This window comes from Ruminococcus sp. SR1/5, assembly GCF_000209835.1.
GTDB lineage: Bacteria > Bacillota > Clostridia > Lachnospirales > Lachnospiraceae > Blautia_A > Blautia_A fusiformis.
The window spans coordinates 1,188,002-1,204,325 of the sequence record NC_021014.1; the positions used below are offsets into that span (position 1 = coordinate 1,188,002).

Annotated in this window: 30 protein-coding genes; 26 read left to right on the forward strand and 4 right to left on the reverse strand. The window is 49.1% G+C overall.

What is annotated here, in order from left to right:
* Positions 1 to 88: 88 nt before the first annotated feature.
* The 4 genes from CK1_RS06050 to CK1_RS18065 all read right to left on the reverse strand — a co-directional run bounded on the left by CK1_RS06050 (position 89) and on the right by CK1_RS18065 (position 2,922).
* Entirely contained in the window at positions 89 to 1,204 is a 1,116-nt protein-coding gene (locus CK1_RS06050; RefSeq protein WP_306288799.1) for a site-specific integrase, read from the reverse strand.
* Entirely contained in the window at positions 1,191 to 1,403 is a 213-nt protein-coding gene (locus CK1_RS06055; protein ID WP_015525398.1) for a hypothetical protein, read from the reverse strand. The genes CK1_RS06050 and CK1_RS06055 overlap by 14 nt, the downstream gene beginning before the upstream one ends.
* Before the next feature lie 174 nt (positions 1,404 to 1,577).
* A complete protein-coding gene (locus tag CK1_RS06060) occupies positions 1,578 to 2,606 on the reverse strand; it encodes a hypothetical protein (protein ID WP_306288800.1) in 1,029 nt (342 codons plus the stop codon).
* A complete protein-coding gene (locus CK1_RS18065; protein ID WP_353611221.1) occupies positions 2,545 to 2,922 on the reverse strand; it encodes a helix-turn-helix domain-containing protein in 378 nt (125 codons plus the stop codon). Before CK1_RS18065 ends, CK1_RS06060 begins: the two co-directional genes overlap by 62 nt.
* Before the next feature lie 162 nt (positions 2,923 to 3,084).
* On the opposite strand from CK1_RS18065, the gene CK1_RS06065 reads away from it, so the two are divergent.
* From CK1_RS06065 to CK1_RS06195, 26 genes are read left to right on the forward strand one after another with little or no spacing between them, the layout of a single operon-like run.
* A complete protein-coding gene (locus CK1_RS06065; protein ID WP_015525400.1) occupies positions 3,085 to 3,297 on the forward strand; it encodes a helix-turn-helix transcriptional regulator in 213 nt (70 codons plus the stop codon).
* Between the two features lie 42 nt (positions 3,298 to 3,339).
* Complete coding sequence (locus CK1_RS06070; protein WP_015525401.1) at positions 3,340 to 3,840, forward strand: hypothetical protein; 501 nt, start codon at positions 3,340 to 3,342, stop codon at positions 3,838 to 3,840.
* A gap of 18 nt (positions 3,841 to 3,858) precedes the next feature.
* Positions 3,859 to 4,053 carry a helix-turn-helix domain-containing protein gene (locus CK1_RS06075; protein ID WP_015525402.1) on the forward strand — a complete coding sequence of 65 codons (195 nt, stop codon included), beginning with the start codon at positions 3,859 to 3,861 and terminating at the stop codon, positions 4,051 to 4,053.
* A complete protein-coding gene (locus CK1_RS06080; protein ID WP_270492080.1) occupies positions 4,053 to 4,313 on the forward strand; it encodes a hypothetical protein in 261 nt (86 codons plus the stop codon). Before CK1_RS06075 ends, CK1_RS06080 begins: the two co-directional genes overlap by 1 nt.
* Positions 4,291 to 4,569 carry a hypothetical protein gene (locus tag CK1_RS06085; protein ID WP_015525403.1) on the forward strand — a complete coding sequence of 93 codons (279 nt, stop codon included), beginning with the start codon at positions 4,291 to 4,293 and terminating at the stop codon, positions 4,567 to 4,569. The genes CK1_RS06080 and CK1_RS06085 overlap by 23 nt, the downstream gene beginning before the upstream one ends.
* Positions 4,570 to 4,579: 10 nt before the next feature.
* Positions 4,580 to 4,912 (forward strand): hypothetical protein, encoded by a 333-nt coding sequence (locus CK1_RS06090; RefSeq protein WP_015525404.1) that lies wholly within the window; start codon positions 4,580 to 4,582, stop codon positions 4,910 to 4,912.
* Positions 4,887 to 5,123 (forward strand): hypothetical protein, encoded by a 237-nt coding sequence (locus tag CK1_RS06095; protein ID WP_147413323.1) that lies wholly within the window; start codon positions 4,887 to 4,889, stop codon positions 5,121 to 5,123. The genes CK1_RS06090 and CK1_RS06095 overlap by 26 nt, the downstream gene beginning before the upstream one ends.
* Before the next feature lie 60 nt (positions 5,124 to 5,183).
* Positions 5,184 to 5,633, forward strand: coding sequence for a hypothetical protein (locus CK1_RS06100; protein ID WP_306288801.1), 450 nt, complete (start codon positions 5,184 to 5,186; stop codon positions 5,631 to 5,633).
* The gene (locus CK1_RS06105) at positions 5,630 to 7,585 is read left to right on the forward strand and encodes an ATP-binding protein (protein ID WP_015525407.1); all 1,956 of its coding nucleotides are present in this window, start codon (positions 5,630 to 5,632) and stop codon (positions 7,583 to 7,585) included. The genes CK1_RS06100 and CK1_RS06105 overlap by 4 nt, the downstream gene beginning before the upstream one ends.
* A gap of 2 nt (positions 7,586 to 7,587) precedes the next feature.
* A complete protein-coding gene (locus CK1_RS06110; protein ID WP_015525408.1) occupies positions 7,588 to 7,881 on the forward strand; it encodes a hypothetical protein in 294 nt (97 codons plus the stop codon).
* Positions 7,881 to 8,072, forward strand: a complete 192-nt coding sequence (locus tag CK1_RS06115; RefSeq protein ID WP_015525409.1) for a DUF6011 domain-containing protein — start codon at positions 7,881 to 7,883, stop codon at positions 8,070 to 8,072. Before CK1_RS06110 ends, CK1_RS06115 begins: the two co-directional genes overlap by 1 nt.
* Positions 8,073 to 8,075: 3 nt before the next feature.
* Complete coding sequence (locus tag CK1_RS06120) at positions 8,076 to 9,185, forward strand: recombinase RecT (protein WP_015525410.1); 1,110 nt, start codon at positions 8,076 to 8,078, stop codon at positions 9,183 to 9,185.
* On the forward strand, positions 9,185 to 9,886 hold the full coding sequence (locus tag CK1_RS06125; RefSeq protein WP_015525411.1) for an MBL fold metallo-hydrolase: 702 nt from the start codon (positions 9,185 to 9,187) through the stop codon (positions 9,884 to 9,886). Before CK1_RS06120 ends, CK1_RS06125 begins: the two co-directional genes overlap by 1 nt.
* A gap of 15 nt (positions 9,887 to 9,901) precedes the next feature.
* Positions 9,902 to 10,885, forward strand: a complete 984-nt coding sequence (locus CK1_RS06130) for an LvrA C-terminal domain-related protein (protein WP_015525412.1) — start codon at positions 9,902 to 9,904, stop codon at positions 10,883 to 10,885.
* Positions 10,812 to 11,810 carry an ATP-binding protein gene (locus CK1_RS06135; RefSeq protein ID WP_015525413.1) on the forward strand — a complete coding sequence of 333 codons (999 nt, stop codon included), beginning with the start codon at positions 10,812 to 10,814 and terminating at the stop codon, positions 11,808 to 11,810. The genes CK1_RS06130 and CK1_RS06135 overlap by 74 nt, the downstream gene beginning before the upstream one ends.
* On the forward strand, positions 11,810 to 12,589 hold the full coding sequence (locus tag CK1_RS06140) for a tRNA lysidine(34) synthetase (RefSeq protein ID WP_015525414.1): 780 nt from the start codon (positions 11,810 to 11,812) through the stop codon (positions 12,587 to 12,589). Before CK1_RS06135 ends, CK1_RS06140 begins: the two co-directional genes overlap by 1 nt.
* Before the next feature lie 45 nt (positions 12,590 to 12,634).
* The gene (locus tag CK1_RS18790; protein ID WP_502685124.1) at positions 12,635 to 13,144 is read left to right on the forward strand and encodes a phosphoadenosine phosphosulfate reductase domain-containing protein; all 510 of its coding nucleotides are present in this window, start codon (positions 12,635 to 12,637) and stop codon (positions 13,142 to 13,144) included.
* Complete coding sequence (locus tag CK1_RS06155) at positions 13,144 to 13,890, forward strand: DNA-methyltransferase (protein WP_015525416.1); 747 nt, start codon at positions 13,144 to 13,146, stop codon at positions 13,888 to 13,890. The genes CK1_RS18790 and CK1_RS06155 overlap by 1 nt, the downstream gene beginning before the upstream one ends.
* Positions 13,871 to 14,080, forward strand: coding sequence for a hypothetical protein (locus tag CK1_RS06160; RefSeq protein ID WP_015525417.1), 210 nt, complete (start codon positions 13,871 to 13,873; stop codon positions 14,078 to 14,080). The genes CK1_RS06155 and CK1_RS06160 overlap by 20 nt, the downstream gene beginning before the upstream one ends.
* Positions 14,081 to 14,085: 5 nt before the next feature.
* The gene (locus CK1_RS06165) at positions 14,086 to 14,343 is read left to right on the forward strand and encodes a hypothetical protein (protein WP_015525418.1); all 258 of its coding nucleotides are present in this window, start codon (positions 14,086 to 14,088) and stop codon (positions 14,341 to 14,343) included.
* Positions 14,336 to 14,770, forward strand: a complete 435-nt coding sequence (locus CK1_RS06170) for a ribonuclease H family protein (RefSeq protein WP_015525419.1) — start codon at positions 14,336 to 14,338, stop codon at positions 14,768 to 14,770. The genes CK1_RS06165 and CK1_RS06170 overlap by 8 nt, the downstream gene beginning before the upstream one ends.
* Entirely contained in the window at positions 14,757 to 14,957 is a 201-nt protein-coding gene (locus CK1_RS06175; RefSeq protein ID WP_015525420.1) for a hypothetical protein, read from the forward strand. The genes CK1_RS06170 and CK1_RS06175 overlap by 14 nt, the downstream gene beginning before the upstream one ends.
* Positions 14,954 to 15,256 carry a hypothetical protein gene (locus CK1_RS06180; RefSeq protein WP_262579551.1) on the forward strand — a complete coding sequence of 101 codons (303 nt, stop codon included), beginning with the start codon at positions 14,954 to 14,956 and terminating at the stop codon, positions 15,254 to 15,256. The genes CK1_RS06175 and CK1_RS06180 overlap by 4 nt, the downstream gene beginning before the upstream one ends.
* Positions 15,253 to 15,540 carry a hypothetical protein gene (locus CK1_RS06185; protein ID WP_262579553.1) on the forward strand — a complete coding sequence of 96 codons (288 nt, stop codon included), beginning with the start codon at positions 15,253 to 15,255 and terminating at the stop codon, positions 15,538 to 15,540. The genes CK1_RS06180 and CK1_RS06185 overlap by 4 nt, the downstream gene beginning before the upstream one ends.
* A 2-nt stretch (positions 15,541 to 15,542) precedes the next feature.
* A complete protein-coding gene (locus tag CK1_RS06190; protein ID WP_015525421.1) occupies positions 15,543 to 16,091 on the forward strand; it encodes a hypothetical protein in 549 nt (182 codons plus the stop codon).
* A gap of 13 nt (positions 16,092 to 16,104) precedes the next feature.
* Positions 16,105 to 16,323, forward strand: coding sequence for a flagellar basal body-associated FliL family protein (locus CK1_RS06195; protein ID WP_262579555.1), 219 nt, complete (start codon positions 16,105 to 16,107; stop codon positions 16,321 to 16,323).
* The last annotated feature ends 1 nt before the right edge of the window (position 16,324 follow it).

Genomic DNA, 16,324 nt, shown 5'->3' on the forward strand with positions numbered 1-16,324 from the left:
TTGCAAAAAGCCTGGAAACCATTGAAAAATAAGGGTTTCCGGGCTTTTGTTTTGTCCAAGTGTACCAGAAGTGTACCACATTCCAAAATTATAGGCTTTTTTGTGCATTTTGCCATGCTGCCGGAGACAGATCGGCGGCGGCACTGTCCTGAAGCTGCTGGGCCACATTACCATGCACATCCGGGTACAGATGGCCATATAGCTCCAGGGTGGTTTGTACCTTTTCGTGCCCCAGGCGCTCCGACACGGCCAGGATAGGAAAGCCCATGTGAATGAGCAGGCTGGCGTGAGAGTGGCGGAAATCATGCACACGAATTTTCTTGACGCCGGATTTTTTGCAGCCTGCACGCAGCTGAGAGTTTACCCAGCTTTTTGTAAACGGAAACAGCCGATCTGCTGGGTCGTAGTCCAGGAGCCTGCCAGCATAGTCCTGAACAATAGCACAGAGGAAATCCGGCAGAGTAATATCACGCTTGCTTTTGGGCGTTTTTGGCTCGTAAATGACTTCCTGGCCATTGGCCACTGCAAAGTTTTTGGTAATATGCAGCACCTTGTTTGTGAAGTCAAAATCCGACAGGCTGAGCGCCAGCAATTCCCCTTCCCGGATTCCGGTATAAAACAGGATGTTAAAAACGCAGTAGGGCGTGGGTTTGTTTGCTGCCTGGATAAAGGTTTTAAATTCTTCCTCGGTCCAGAACAGCATAGTATCCGCTTTTGATTTCCCCATGCTGCCAGCAACCGCCGCCGGGCTGCCTGGGAGGCCGTAGTATTTGACGGCATAGTTAAGAATGGCAGCAACCTGGTTGTTGATAGTTTTGAGGTATGTTTTTGAGTACGGTTTGCCATTTGGCTGCCGCAGCTCCATGAGCGTGTTTTGCCAGTTGCGGATCATGAGCGGCGTGATCTGGTTTATTGGCGTGCTGCCGAAATAGGGCAGCAGTTTTTTTGTAATAAGGTGCTGCTTATTTTCCCAGGTGGTGGCGCGCAGCCTGGTTTTACAATCCGCCATATACAACTCTACCAGGGACGCGAACGACATATCACATGAGGCAGCAGCCTTTGTGAGAAATTCGCGCTCCCATTCCTGGGCCTCCCGTTTTGTTGGGAAACCCGTTTTTTTCTTTTGCACCCTTTTACCGGTCCAGTCAGTATACCTGAATTTGCTGTACCACTTGCCGGTTTTTGGATCTTTAGCCACCGACATTTTCAGACTCCTCCGGGAGGCGGTTGGCTATGACCGTTTCAAATTCCCGTAAATATTTGATATAGGCACCATAGTAAGTATAGCCGGAAGCAGAAGCAGGAACCGCGCCGCTTTTAATGAGCTTTGCGACGGCCAGATCGTGCGCCAGCTGATCCGGAGCAACCGGAAAGGTGCCCGTAAGCATTTCTAAATTTTCCATACAAACCTCCCATGAATGAAATTAAAACACAGTGCAAGCACTGTGCAAGTACAAGAAAAGCCCGGCTGAATCCTGAATCCTGATTCCATATTCCTGATTCTAAAACATATATGGTCGTTGCTGAGCAACAGACCGGTGGCCGTAAGCAATTCCGTTTTTTGATTTGTACCCCCGTTATTTTGAAGATGATTTAAGCCCGCCGTAAAAAGATGGGCTACCGCAGCTATTTTTTGTAGTTTGCCAAGAAGTACCAGATTTTTCTGAGCACCAGTCCCATAAAGTGGTAGAACTTTGAGAATCCAGGTATTGAACAGAAACTTTTTCGTATGGCATAGCCAAAGGATCGTTATTGCATAGCTGATTAAAAACGTCCAATGCTGAGTTTAATTCCTGAACAGCAGAAGCCCCACATTTTTGCGTATCTTGCGTAGGAACTTGCACAGATATTGCGCTGTCGTTCACGGTGTAACCAGTGCCATACGGAAAACAACCTATAGTCCACAAGTAACCGGCACGGTATTCAGTAGGCAGTGTGTAGCCGGGTGTACCATATTCCTGAGCCATTTCGTACAGCTTTTTTTCTTGCACTATTGATAAATCACGAGCACCAAGGATATCCGTATAAAACTGTTCGAATAATTTAGAAAGCTCCTGATCCTGAATAACATTTATATGGGTGGCGTTAAATGAGGTTAAGCCAGAAAATCCAGAAATGCCAATGTTTGCAAGATTGTCGCCAGACATAAAAGTAAATGACATGCTTGAATATGAATCCCATATGTCAGAAATTTGAACTACATGCAGCAAGTCCCAGAAAAAGCGACGAATATCGGCATTGCTTTCGCTGGAAGCTATATCCCGTGTGACATATAAGCAGCTATCAGATTCCTGCAAGGTAAGATCCTGATCCAGTGATGTGACAGAGTCATAAACAGAACCAGAGGAAATAGATACTAGATTTTGCTCTGTTGCAGATAGATCTTCTTGTGAACCGGCGGAGGAATGAGGAACTTCTGTTTGCTGTTGCGCTTCTGATGCTAAACTAGATTGCACGCCAGAGCAGCTAGAACATGAGAGAACAAGGACACCAGACAGAAAAAGTGCTGTTATTTTATGGGGGGGGTAAACAAATGTTTGTTTTTCATAAAAACCTCCTATTTTTATTTTTGTCTGCCGCTTCTGCCTTTTGCAGAATTTTGGCATAGTCCGCAATACGAGCCTGATTTTCCGGAGAGAGTTCCGCCCAGTTGGATATCATTTCCATATCCCCGCGACTGAGCAGATCGATTATTTTTGGAACCTCAAAGGAAGTGCCCTCGTAAGTGCGGTATTTTGTGCGACCTAAGATGTAGTCAGTAGAAACCCCAAAGATATCCGCCAGCTGAACAAGTAGATCGCCGGATAGCTGCAAGGAGCCGTTTTCATATTTGGAAATTGCTGAATCTTTTACTTTAAGGCGCTGACCTAATTCAGCCTGAGTCCAACCGCGCTCTTGTCGTAATACTTTGATGTTATTGATAGTAGACCCCTCCTTTCTGGTTGGATTATATCACTTTCCACCGTGGAAAGTAACCACATTAACATTTTTTTCTAAAATAGAAAATTATCTATTGACATTTTCCAAAACAGAAGATATATTATAACCATAAAGTTTCCAAAATGGAAGAAAGGAGTGAAACAGATGTACGAAGATTTACGCAAGATACGAACCGAACGCGGTATCCGTTTAAAGGAATGTGCTGACGTTATAGGCGTTCAGGAGGCTTGCTACTGTAAAAAGGAACTCGGCGACCTTAAATTTTCCTTAGAGGAAGCAAAGGCGCTGGCAGATTTTTTTAAACTGCCGGTCGAAGTGCTTTTTTTTAAAGAAAAATCTTCCAAAATGGAAAGATAGGTTATTTTACAATTATATTTTGCCACATGGAGGAAAAAATAAATGCAAAGCCGAGTAACAAAAGCGGCGGGCAACAGGTACTGCCAGGCACGACTGAAAGCGGCCAAGTACAACGAAAAGCTCTTGACGAGAGCCGGAGCTGTTGACTACTTGCCAGGGGTTACAGAGGACAGCCTGAAAAAGTACGAGCTGGACATAACAAAAACCCCAAACACGGTTGTGGCACTTATGGCTGACGCATACGCGGAGCCGGAATTGAGAGCCTGGTATTGTGCTAATGAGTGCCCGTTAGGAAAAGACAGAATCGCAGAGATCAGCGACATGCCGCCAGAAAGATGCGTGATCCGAATGAGGAGACACATGGACGACATGCAAGACGCCCTCACAGAATTTGCAGAGATTGTTGAGGATGGGGTAATAACACCGGAGGAGCTTGAAATGGTACCGGAAATAAAAAGACGGTTTACAGAGGCCCGGCAAAAGGTTGACGAAATGCTGGCCGCCATAGAAAAGATTGAAGCCCGCAAAGGGTACCCGGATTGAGAAAAGAGGTGCAGGAGCATGGGAAGAACGGCAGCAGCTACAAAAGAACCACCTAAGTTTTTGAGAGTGGCAGACGTGGCAGCCATGCTGGATATATCAGAAAGCCACGCATACAAGATTATGCGACAGCTAAACAAAGAGTTGGAAGCAAAAGGCAAGATTGTAACAGCCGGCCGAGTATCCAGGAGGTACCTGGAAGAAAGGATGTATTGATGGCAGACAACACATGGAAGTTTTTAGAACACCAGGAAAGCAACCCGGAAGCATTGAAGCAGGCAGTTGATACCTTGATCGGGTACACAAAGAAAAAGGGATTTGCCGGAGCTGAAAACGCACAGCTGGACAGCCTGGAAATGGTCAAGTTTACCATTATTTGCGAGGCAGCCGCACTGGTATTAAGTGACGACTGGCAGGCATTTATGGAGTATAGAAAAGCAGGAGGCAAGGAAAATGGAGAAAACAAATGTAATTAAGCTCAAATATTTAAGAGCAGGACAGCCAAGCGGCAGAGAGTACACGTTTTTTACACCGGAACCGGTAGAAGTTGGCGACCTGGTAGACATTGCAGTGGTAAGCCAGGACAACGCCAGCCAGGGAGTGGTCACAGCCGTAAACGTACCGCTGACAGAAATTGAGGCATTTAAGGACAGAGCAAAGACGATCATCGGAAAGGCTGCACAGAAAGCAGAACCGGGGAAGCCGGAACAGAAAACGCTGCTGGATGTATAAGGAGGGCAACATGGTAAGAAAAACAGTAATGCACAGAGAAACAGAGGTCTTTGTGGTTGAGGAAAGGCTGGCACCGAGAAAGGAAGCCATCAAGCGCCGCGTAAAGCTGGAAAGATGTATTGCGGCAGGCATTAACCTGGGAGCAATGATCCTGACCGGGGGCGCGCTGGTAAAGATCGGGCTTATGGTGTTTGCAGTGATGGACAGCAGAACCGGAGGCCTGGGCGGCGAGGTTTTAGTATTTCCGGCACTGGCAATGATGTTTTTATGGGGCCGTGAAATTGGCCTGAGAGAAGCAAGACAGGAGGCAGAAGCTATTGAGGACAATGGAGGAGAGTATTGAGCAGAAAGCGCAGGAACGCGCAGACAGAAAGCTGCAGTACATAATAGGCAGATACGGGGATGCGAACGGAGAACGCCGCAAACCATATTACAGAGAGCAGCTGATCCAGGAAGCAAAGGCAGCGTTGAGCTGGGAAGTTTTTAGCCTTGCTTTTATGGAATTGTGCAAAGAAAATGCCCCGGTGACACCGACCAAAGCGTCCGAGGCATAACAGCAGCAGTTAAAAAATAACCGCTTGTGCTTATTATAGCATGAGAGAAAGGAATCGTAAATGAGCAAAATTATTAAGGTTAGCACGGATTTGGAAGTTACAGTGCACGACTATCCGGAGGGCATGTTGGAAACGCAGAACAGACAATTATGTGAGCTGATCGGCGACGGGTGCGACATGGTCGAAAATGTTATGCCGAAAAGACTTTACAGAGAGCTGGGACACACAACCACGGTACTGAGAGAAAACAGCAAGTGCGTGAGTATGTTGGTGGATGAAGAATTTTTATTTAGAAACGGTTTGCAGCCGAATCTGATCGGTTGTTACCTGTACGAAACCGACAAGCACCGCTCCCCGATCATGGGAAACATCCTTTTTGTAGGCAATGCCTATATTGGAGACGGTGTTGAGTTTACAGGCATTGAGCCGGAGACTTTTGAAACACTGCACAAGCAGCTGAGAAATATGGCAATGGCCATGAAAGCACACAAGGAGGCGTTAGGAGTATGAAAATCTTAAAAATGAAGTTGGAAAACTTCCAGGGCGTGAAAGAACTGGAAATTGACCCGCAGGGCGAAAGCAGCGCGATCTATGGCGATAACGGAACCGGCAAGAGCACCGTATACAATGCCTTTACCTGGCTGATGTACGGCAAGCCGAGCACCACAGAAAAGAACTACACACCAAAAACCACCGGCAGCCATAACCTGCACCATAGCGTGGAAATGACCGTGGAACTGGCAGACGGTTCAGAAATGGTACTGAAAAAAGATTACCACGAAGTTTACAAGACCATTAAAGGAAACCCGCAGCCAGTGTTATCCGGACACACAACAGATTACAGCATGGACGGGGTACCGGTAAGCGAAACCCAGTTTAAAAAGAATCTGCTGGAAATTTACCATGATGAAGAACTGGCAAAGATGCTGACCTCTTACAACTACTTTTTGGAAAACATGAAAGTAGCAGACCGCCGCAAAATCCTGTTACAGGTGTGCGGGGATGCGGATTTTAATGAGGTTATTGAGAGCCAGGGCGACCTGTTGAGAGAACTTCCGGAAATGCTCCGCAAGCCTGGAAAGGCAGAAAATTATTATACCGTGGACGAATACAGAGCCATTGCCGCAAAGGAGAAGAACCTGACAGACAAAGAACTGGACGACATCCCGCAGCGTATTGACGAGGCAGAGAAAGCAAAGCCGGACGTTACGGGCCTGGATGCACAGACCATTGACAACACCATGGCAGAGATTAAAGAGAAGCGCCGGGAACTGGAAAGCCAGAGGGCTGCCAGAGAATCCGGAGCGACAACAACCATCCGACAGCAGATCGCAGAACTGGAAAGCCAGAGAGCTGCCGGAGAGGCCAAACATGTGAGAGCAGAAGCCGAGGCAAACAAAGGAGCCTACGAGCGGATCAGCAACCTCCGCTATATGGCAAGTACCATTGAAACGGATATCATGCACACCGAGCAGGACAAGCGCGAGCATGAAAACGAAATCCAGCGCCTGAACCGCAGAAGAGAGCAGCTCCTGGCGGAGTGGAATGAGGAAAATGAAAAGGAATGGACCGGATCGGAGATTTGCCCGACATGCGGCCAGCAGCTTCCGGCAGAGCAAATTGAGGAAGCAAAGGAAAACTTCAATACAGCCAAGGCACAGAACCTGGAAACAATCAACAAGCGCGGCATGACAGAGTGCAGCAGCGGCATGATTAAGAAAGAGCAGGACGAAATTGAAGCCCTGGACGCTCGCCTGGTGGAACTGAAAGAGAAGAAAGCAGAAACAGCGCAGAACCTGGCAACAGCTGAAAAAGCGGTACTTGCAACAACGGACTATAAGGACACAGCCGAGTACAGGCAGTTTACAGAGCAGATTGAGAGCCTGCAGGAAAAACTGAAAGATGCCAGAGCGGCAGCTGCTGAGGCAGACAATGTGCTGAGCGGACAGCTGAAAGAACTGGACGCTCGCCTGGAAGCTGAACAGAGCAAAAAGGCACAGCTGGCAATGGTTAAGAAACAGGACGGGAGAATCACCCAGCTGGAAAAGAAAGAGGAGGAGCTGGCAGCGAAATATGAGCAGCTTCAGAAAGGCATTTACCTTTGCGAGCAGTTTGTAAAAGCGAAAACAAAGCTCCTGGACGAGAAAATCAACAGCCGCTTTAAAACCTTGCGTTTCCGGTTGTTTATCGAACAGCAGAACGGCGGCATTGCAGACGATTGTGAGGCCCTGGTACCTTGTAAAACTGGCCTAGTGCCATTTAAGAGCGCGAACAACGCAGCACGTATCAATGCAGGCCTGGAACTGATTGACACGTTGGCCGAGTATTACGGCGTAGAGCTTCCGGTCTTTGTGGACAATGCAGAGTCTGTTACAAAGCTGACACAGACACAGACACAGGTTATCCGCCTGGTGGTATCCGAACCAGACAAGACCCTGAGATTTGAGAGAGGAGACAAGTGAGCATGACAAGAGTACACCCGCAGTTTTTAATGAATGGTTTTAAGAAAGCCGTAGAAAAGCAGAATTTTGGAGAGTTTAACAAGGAATTAACTAACGGCATGAATTACTGGACAAACCTGTTTAATACAGAGGTTGGAGCACTGGATCCGGACGAGGCGCCGCTGATCATTGCCGCACTGGAAGAACTGGCGAGCACCTACAAGAAAACGGTACCTGGCGCAGGAAATATTGCAGATACTTTCCGCAAGAACACGAAAAGCATTGTGTTTATAACGAAAGTACCGAAAGGCAACTAATGGACGGCGAAATTTTTACAATCCGTGCCCGCAGGTGTAAGCGGTGCGGCAGACTCCTGACCAGCGCGGAAGCAGTAGAAAAAGGGTATGGTTGCCAGTGCGCTGCAAAGGCACAAGCTGAGGAAGATGAAAAGAAACCGATACCCGGACAAATGACCTTTGACGATTTATTTAAGAATATGGAGGAGTAGAACATGGCAAACGAAATGACAGTACAGAAAACGGAGAGCCTGAGCAACAGCGAGGCATTTACAAACAAGGTTTTAAAGGAGTTCGGTAGCAATGTGGCCGGAAACATTCAGGTAACTGATTACCAGAGACAGCTGATCCAGGGATATTTTATCGCAACTGACAGAGCATTAAAGATGGCCGAGGAGAAGCGCGTAAGCAAGAATGAAAACAACAAGGATCATAAGTGGGACAATCTGGATCCGATCAACTGGAACACGGTAGACCTGAACGCCCTGGCATTGGATGTTGTGCACTATGCTCGTATGGGCCTGGACATGATGCAGGACAATCACCTGAGCGCTATCCCGTTTAAAGATAACAATCGCTTATCCAGAACCGGCACAAAGATGTACGTGGTCAACCTGATGCCTGGATATAACGGAATCCAGTATATTGCTGAAAAGTACGCGCTGGAAAAGCCGGTATCCGTTACCGTAGAGCTGGTTTACAGCACAGACACCTTTAAGCCACTGAAAAAGAACAGAGAAAACCGCGTTGAAAGCTATGATTTTGAGATTAACAACGCATTTGACCGCGGGGAGATCGTTGGAGGATTTGGCTATATTGAGTATACGGAGCCGACCAAGAACAAGCTGATCATCATGACCATAAAAGATATTTTAAAACGTAAGCCGGACAAGGCTTCCGGAGAATTTTGGGGAGGTAAGAAAACAGCCTGGGAGAAAGGCCAGAAAGTGGAAGTTGAAACAGAGGGCTGGTTTGAAGAAATGTGTCTCAAGACCGTAAAGCGTGAGGTTTACAGTGCCAAGAACATGCCAAGGGACCCGAAAAAGATTGACGACGCCTATGAGTACATGCGTATGCAGGAGATCAGACTGGCACAGATGGAAACCCAGGAAGTGATCGACGCAGAAGCAAACCAGGTTGTAATTGACACGGAAGCCCAGGAGACACCGCAGAAGCCCGCACAGCCGGCCTTTTTGACCGACGACGGAGGGCAGCAGGCTCTTGACCTGGGAAGCCCAGCAAAGCCGCAGGCGCAGCCACAGCCTGCACGTAACACCACGGCAGCGCGTAGCACAGCAACCCGCGCAGCAGGACCGACGTTTTAATGCTGATTAACCCTATTGCATCCGGCAGCAGCGGCAACGCCTATTACATAAGCGACGGGCAAAGCAGTTTGTTGTTGGATGCGGGGATCCCACTGGCACAGATACAAGCCGGATGTGGTTATAAGGTGTCACAGTTGAGTGGCTGTCTTGTGACACATGGCCACGGGGATCATGTGAAAGCTGCAAAGGCCCTGGCTCGCATGGGCGTGAATATTTACACCAGCCAGGGAACAGCAGACATGGCAAACCTAACCGGGCACCGAATTTGCACGGTGCGAGCACTGGAAAGCTTCCATGCAGGCACATTTGAGGTACTTCCCTTTGATGTTGAGCACGACGTACCGGAGCCGCTGGGCTTCCTGATCCGGAGCACAGTGACCGGGGAAAAGGTACTTTACTTTACTGATACGGTTTACATCAAATATACCTTTATAGGCTTGACTCACATAATGATGGAAGCCAATTACGACCCTGAGACAATGGAGCAGAACGTAAAAGAGGGCCGCATACATGCTGCCAGAGCCAAAAGAACCATAGGCTCGCACATGAGCATTGAAACAGTTATAAAAACGCTGGAATCGTTTGATTTAAGCAGGCTGCAGCAGGTTTACCTGTTACACCTGAGCAATGACAACAGCCAGGCCGCAGATTTCAAGCGGCGCGTGCAGGCCCTGACAGGCAAAGAAGTGTACTTGTGCTAAAGGAGGTCTGAACAAATGGCAAGAGCAAGGAACATAAAACCCGGATTTTTCGACAATGAAATCCTGGGAGAACTGCCAGCATTAACCCGGTTGTTATTTATAGGGTTGTGGTGCCTGGCGGACCGTGAGGGGCGTTTACAGGACCGCCCCAAGCGGATAAAAAAGGAGCTGCTGGGCTATGATGATGTGACTGCAGATGATGTTGACACCATGCTGCAGCAGCTGAATGACAACGGATTTATACAGCGATACGAGATCGCAGGAGAGAAATACATACAGGTAATAAACTTCTTGAAACACCAGAATCCGCACTGTAAAGAGCAGGCCAGTGTAATACCTGCACCCGGCGAGGATATGGGCCTAGGCGTTGTGGCAGGAATCCACGTAAAAGGGCGCACGGGAACAGCTGAAAACAGCCAAGACCTCCGGACTTATCAGACCGAAAAAGAGCAGGAAAACACAAAAACACAATACGCGCACGGTGCAAGTACAGTGCAAGCACAAGAACAGCACAAGAAAAGCCCTGCTGATTCTCTGATACCGGATTCTCTGATACCTGATACTAAAAAACATACGGTCGTTGCCGAGCAACAGACCGCCCCGGAACCGGAGGAGCTTGACAACGAGGAAGAGGCAAAGCCAGGTAAAAGACAGCAGAGTCCTGACTGGAAAACAGCCAAGACGCCGCTGGAAAAGAGCTTTTGCAGATTTTGGGACGCCTTTCCGGCAGTGCGGAAGAGAGCAAAACCGGCGTGCTGGAAGAAGTGGAAGCTGATCAAGCCAGACGAGGAAATGACTGAGCATATACTCCACGCCATTGAGGTAAGCAAGCAGAGCAGCGACTGGAAACGCGGGTATGTGCCTATGCCGTTGACCTGGTTGAATCAAGGACGCTGGGAGGATATAAGCGAGGAGGTAAGCGTAAATGAGCACAGCAACAATGGCAGCAATGCCGCAGGAAGCCATACAGCAGGGTTCCACACAGCCGGAGACTACTAAGCCGGACAAGTACAGCATAAGCACCGCGGAAGCTCTGAGAGAGGGGTACAGCGTGCCGGAGCCGGTACCGGAAACAGTAAGCTGCAAGTATTGTGGCAGAAAGCTGGAATATTACGGCCTGGTTAGCCCGGTAGCGCCGCGACATGTGATCATATGGAAGAGTCGCCCGGAGCGCTGCACATGCAGCAAGGCGCAGGACTTCTGGAAAGACTGGGATGCAAAGGAAGAGGCCCGCAAGGCAGCTGAGGCAGAACAGAAAGCCAGGGAGGAAGAAATGCAGCGGTTCCGTAGCATGATGGAGCGCAGCGGCATGAAAGCAAGATTCCAGAACAGACGTTTTGAGAATTTTGTCCAGGACACCCAGGGACGCCGCCAGGCATACACCCAGGCAAAGAAGTACGCCGACAACTTCCAGCGTATGCGCCCAGTCAAGAACGACCGCAACCACGTAACGCCGCCGGAGATTGAGCGCAACGGCCTGTTTATGGCAGGCGGGTATGGTACCGGAAAGACCCACCTGGCAGCGGCCATTGCAAACCAGCTGATCAGTGAGGGAACGGCCTGCATCTGCATGACCATGATTGACCTGCTGGACAGGATCCGGGAAACATACAAGGCAGCTGGCAGTGACGTAGACGAAGCATACATCCTGAGCCAGTACGAGGATGTGCCGCTCCTGATCATTGACGACATAGGCAGCGAGCAGCCGACGGAGTGGGGCGTGAGCAAGATATTTGCCATTATAAACGCCAGGTATGAGGGATATATGCCGACGATCATCACAACAAATTACAGCGGCCCGGAGCTGGTGCAGCGTATGACTCCGGAGAGCGGAGACAGCAGGAACGCAGAGAAAACCCTGGACCGCCTGAAAGAGACATGCGTCGGGATTGATATGACGTGGGAGAGTTGGAGGGCGCGCTGATGGAGAACACAGGATATATAAAAGACCTGGATTGTACAAAGGACACTCCTGTTATATACGGCCATGAAGATGCGCCGATATACGGGCAGGGCATACGGATAAAGCCGAGAGTGCCAGGCCGACAGGACTCCGAACACATGAAAAAAATATACCTGGAAGAACTTCTCCCCCTGGAAGAGTACGACATGATCGCGGTTTTATTATCCGGTGGAAAAGACAGCATAGCATGTTATTACAAACTCATTGAGTTGGGCGTGCCGAAAGAAAAAATTGAGCTATGGCACCACGACATAGACGGCGGGCACCCATCCCGGAGAATGGACTGGCGCTGTACACAAAATTATGTAAAAGCATTTGCAGAAGCTGAGCAGGTACCGCTGAGGTTATCGTGGCGGGTAAATGGATTTTTTGGAGAGCTTTACAGGATCGGCGCAAGCGAACCGGTCGAGTGGATGGACCCGGACACCGGGGAGATATGCCGGTGCAAGTTATCCAGGAAATACATACAGTGCCGGGAACTGAAAAAGAGCGCCACCGAGGAAATGGAGGAGAAGCTCAAAGAATACGGTTACAGAATGAAGTTCCCAGCGAAAACGGGAGATTTAAGCCGCCGCTGGTGCAGTGCATATCTGAAAATTATGGTTGCAGATTCTGTTATGAGCAACCTGAGCCAGTTGGGAGAGCTTGAAGAAATAGGCGGGAAACGCCAGAAGTTCCCGGCCAAGGGCGGAACCCATCAAGGCCGCTGGTGCAGTGGAAACTTGAAAGCCGCCGTGTAGGACAGTGTTACAGCAAACCTGGATAAGACCAGCAAGAATGTAAAAATACTGGTTGTTTCCGGAGAACGCCGCGGAGAATCAGCAGGGCGCTCCAAGTACAATGAAATGGAAATACACAGAACCAATGCCACAACCAAAGCCCACAGGTTGGTACACCAGTGGCGCCCGGTTATTGATTACTCGGAAAAAGACGTGTGGGAAGTATTGAAACGCCACAAGGTAAACCCACACCCGTGTTATAGAGCCGGTTGGAACCGGTGCAGTTGTGCAATGTGCATATTCTCAACGCCGCCATTGTTTGCAGGAATTCGGGAAATAATGCCGGAGGAATACGAGCTTTTAAAGAAAGATGAAGAAATCCTCGGCTTTACCCTGGACAATAAAAAGGACCTGGATAGCTTTGTGGGAGACGCGGAGTCTTGCGTATACCACGGAGACGCCAAGGCACTGCATAGCCTGGTAAGCGGAGAATTTGAAACAGCAGACATTTTTGTTGATGGCCCGTGGATGTATCCGGCCGGAGCATTCCATGGAGCAGAGGGAGGGACTTGTTAATGAGCGAAGCAACACTATTACAAGGCGACTGCCTGGAACTTATGAACCGGATCCCGGACAGCAGCATTGACATGGTACTGAGTGACCTGCCATATGGCACAACACGCTGCCGGTGGGACGCTCCGATCAACTTGCAGGAGTTGTGGGAACAGTACCGGCGAGTGGTAAAGGAAAACGGCGCCATTGCACTTTTTAGCGCACAACCTTTTACCACAGAGCTGATCAGCAGCAACAAAGCCATGTACCGCTATGAATGGATATGGAGAAAAACACAGCCCAGCGGATTTATGAACGCCAAGAAAATGCCACTGAGGACCCACGAAAACATAGAAATATTTTACCGGAAGCCGCCGACCTATAACCCGCAAATGACGCACGGGCACCAGAGAAAGACAGCGACGGCATACGGAACCAGGGAATCGGACGGCAGCAGCTGCTATGGCCGGGAGGAAAGAAACTATACATATGACTCCACGGACCGGTATCCGGTGGATGTGCTGCAATACAGCACCGGGGACAAGTCCAAGCGCCTACACCCGACGCAGAAGCCCGTGGACCTGCTGGAATACCTGGTCAAGACCTACACGAACCCAGGAGAGACAGTCCTGGACAACTGCATGGGAGCTGGGAGCACCGGCGTTGCCTGCCTGAATACCGGACGGGAATTTGTAGGGATAGAGCTGGATCCGGAATATTACCAGATTGCAAAAGAAAGGATTGAGCAGCATGTGGAAAATATTTTTTGAATATATGGACAAGTCCAAAATTACATTAACGGGAAAAGGTTCTGACATTTCGCTTCGATTAGCAATGAAATACGACAACCTTTACAATCGCGAAGCGGTTAGAGCTGAGTATCAGAGATACCCCAAAAATAAATATGCTGCAATACCGCTGGAAGCGAAAATTAGACAGTTAAAAGAAACGGAGGAATGAGAGTCATGGGAGAAGAAAAGAGCCGTGATATTGCCGGCATTACAGTGAGATACAGTGACGGCAGCACAAAGGAAATTCAAAGCGGGTGTTGTGTGGACCTGGAAAAGGGCAGCGACGATTTATCGGTTGAAATGCTGAACGTGAAACCGTTTGACCTGGTACGCCTGGCATACGGCCTGGTGGCCGCAGTGCAGCGCCTGGGAATGAGAGACAAGCTCGAACAGTACGCAAACGGAGCTGGAGAGGGACAGGACAATGGATAAAATAACCGTTTACACCGACGGTTCCGCCCTGAGCAACGGTCGCCCTGGTTCCGGGTGCGGTTGGGCCTGCAAGCTGATGTATAAAGGCCAGGCTCGCATGAAGTCCGGCGGAGCGATAGGAGAAACTAACAACCGTATGGAAATGCAGGCGGTTTTGGAAGCTATGAAAAGTATAACTGATAAAACGATACCGGTTGAAGTGTATTCAGACAGCAACTATGTGGTGGAAACCATGAACGGCCATTTTGCTATGAAAAAGAACCGGGACCTCTGGCGGAAACTTATGAGGGAACGGCAGAAATTTACCAGTATCCGGTTTATATGGGTAAAGGGACACGATAAGAACCAGCACAACAATGATGTGGATCGCCAGGCGGTGGCAGAATCCCGGAAGATATTGGAGGCGCAGGAAAATGGACAAGTATGAGGCAGTGAAACACCTGATCGAACAGGGTAAAGACGCGACGCTGGAAGATGGCGTCGTAATGTTGAGAAGTAGAGCAACCGGCGCGGCACTGGATAGAGAATACAAGGCCATGAAAAAAGACCTGAAAACAGCAGGGTACAACGGAAGCCTGGGTATCCGAGGCGTGAGACGGGAGGCGGAAGCGTGAGAAAAGCGAGCATGAACTTTAAAAGCGGAGCCTTATATACCAAGGATGGCCGTAAACTTGCCGACATTGACAGCGGCATTGTTGAGTGGGGCGTACAGGTAACAGCGGAAGTCCCGACAAAATCGGTGGCAACGGTCACCAGGAACACAACCGGAACTATTGAGGGCAAGCTGCAGATCGGCCACCTGGATGTGTTAAGTCTTATGTACGGCATGAGAATTACAAACAACTGGTTAAAAATGCACGGCGGGATCATGGCCAGGAACGGCGGCAAGAAAAAGAAAAGGAGATTGTTTTGAACAAGATACAACAGATTTTTGGTCTGGATCCGGAATACAACAAGAAGATGGAGGAGCAAGCCAGACAGCTGCATGAGAAAGCGCTGGCAGGGAAATGGTGTTGCACATGTGAATATTGCATACCAGTAGACCCAAACCTCCCCGGCTTTGTGACGGCGTTTCCAGAATGTGAATACGGCGGCATGGCCGTCGAAACCTGCAGCAGGTACCGCGTGGCAGGAACTACAATTCGCAACAGTACCTGGGCTGACCGGATCCGCGAGAGATTTATGAGGGTGGTGTGAAGATGGACAGAAAGGAAACAACAAAGTTCCTCGGCCAGTTACTTATAAACACACGTTTTGGAGGAGCTGGGAAGCACTGGGCCAGTGAGGTAAGCATTGACCCATGGGGACGAGAAGCAAAAAGAGTTGATTACATGCAATTTTCCCCAGCTGATCAGTGCTCCATATCCGGGATAGAAAAGGGCATATTTACCTGTTACGAGATAAAGAGCTGCAAAGAAGATGTTTACAGTGGGAACGGCCTAAACTTCCTGGGAGAGAAAAACTATATTGTAACCACAATGGAGTGCTACAAGGATATTTTACCGGATTTACGCAGCGGGAAATTTTCCAAACACATGCGTGAACAGTTTCCAGAATCCTCCAACTACTTCGGCGTAATGGTTGCAATACCGGACTGGGCGGAGGCGACAGACGAATTTGAGAAACCCACACCGTTAGACGCAGAGGTAAGACAGTGGAAACTGGCGGTCATATTACCGTGCCGCTATGGACCGAGAAAACGCTCCATGACAGAATTGTTATTTTGCATGTTGCGGAGCGGACATTGAGGAGGAAGAACCATTGACAACAATAATTTTTGTTTTAGAGTTGGTCGCCCTGGCTGTCCTGATCATATGCGGGGCGTTGCTACTCCTGGATGCAGGAAGCAAGAAAAAGCAGCCAGAACACAAACCAGAGCCGCAGCAACCGCAGCGGATAACAAAGCACCCAGGCAGAAGCAAGAGGCGACCAAAAGGGCAGACTGGCCGGAAGCACCCGAAAGGAAAGAGGGAGGACTGAG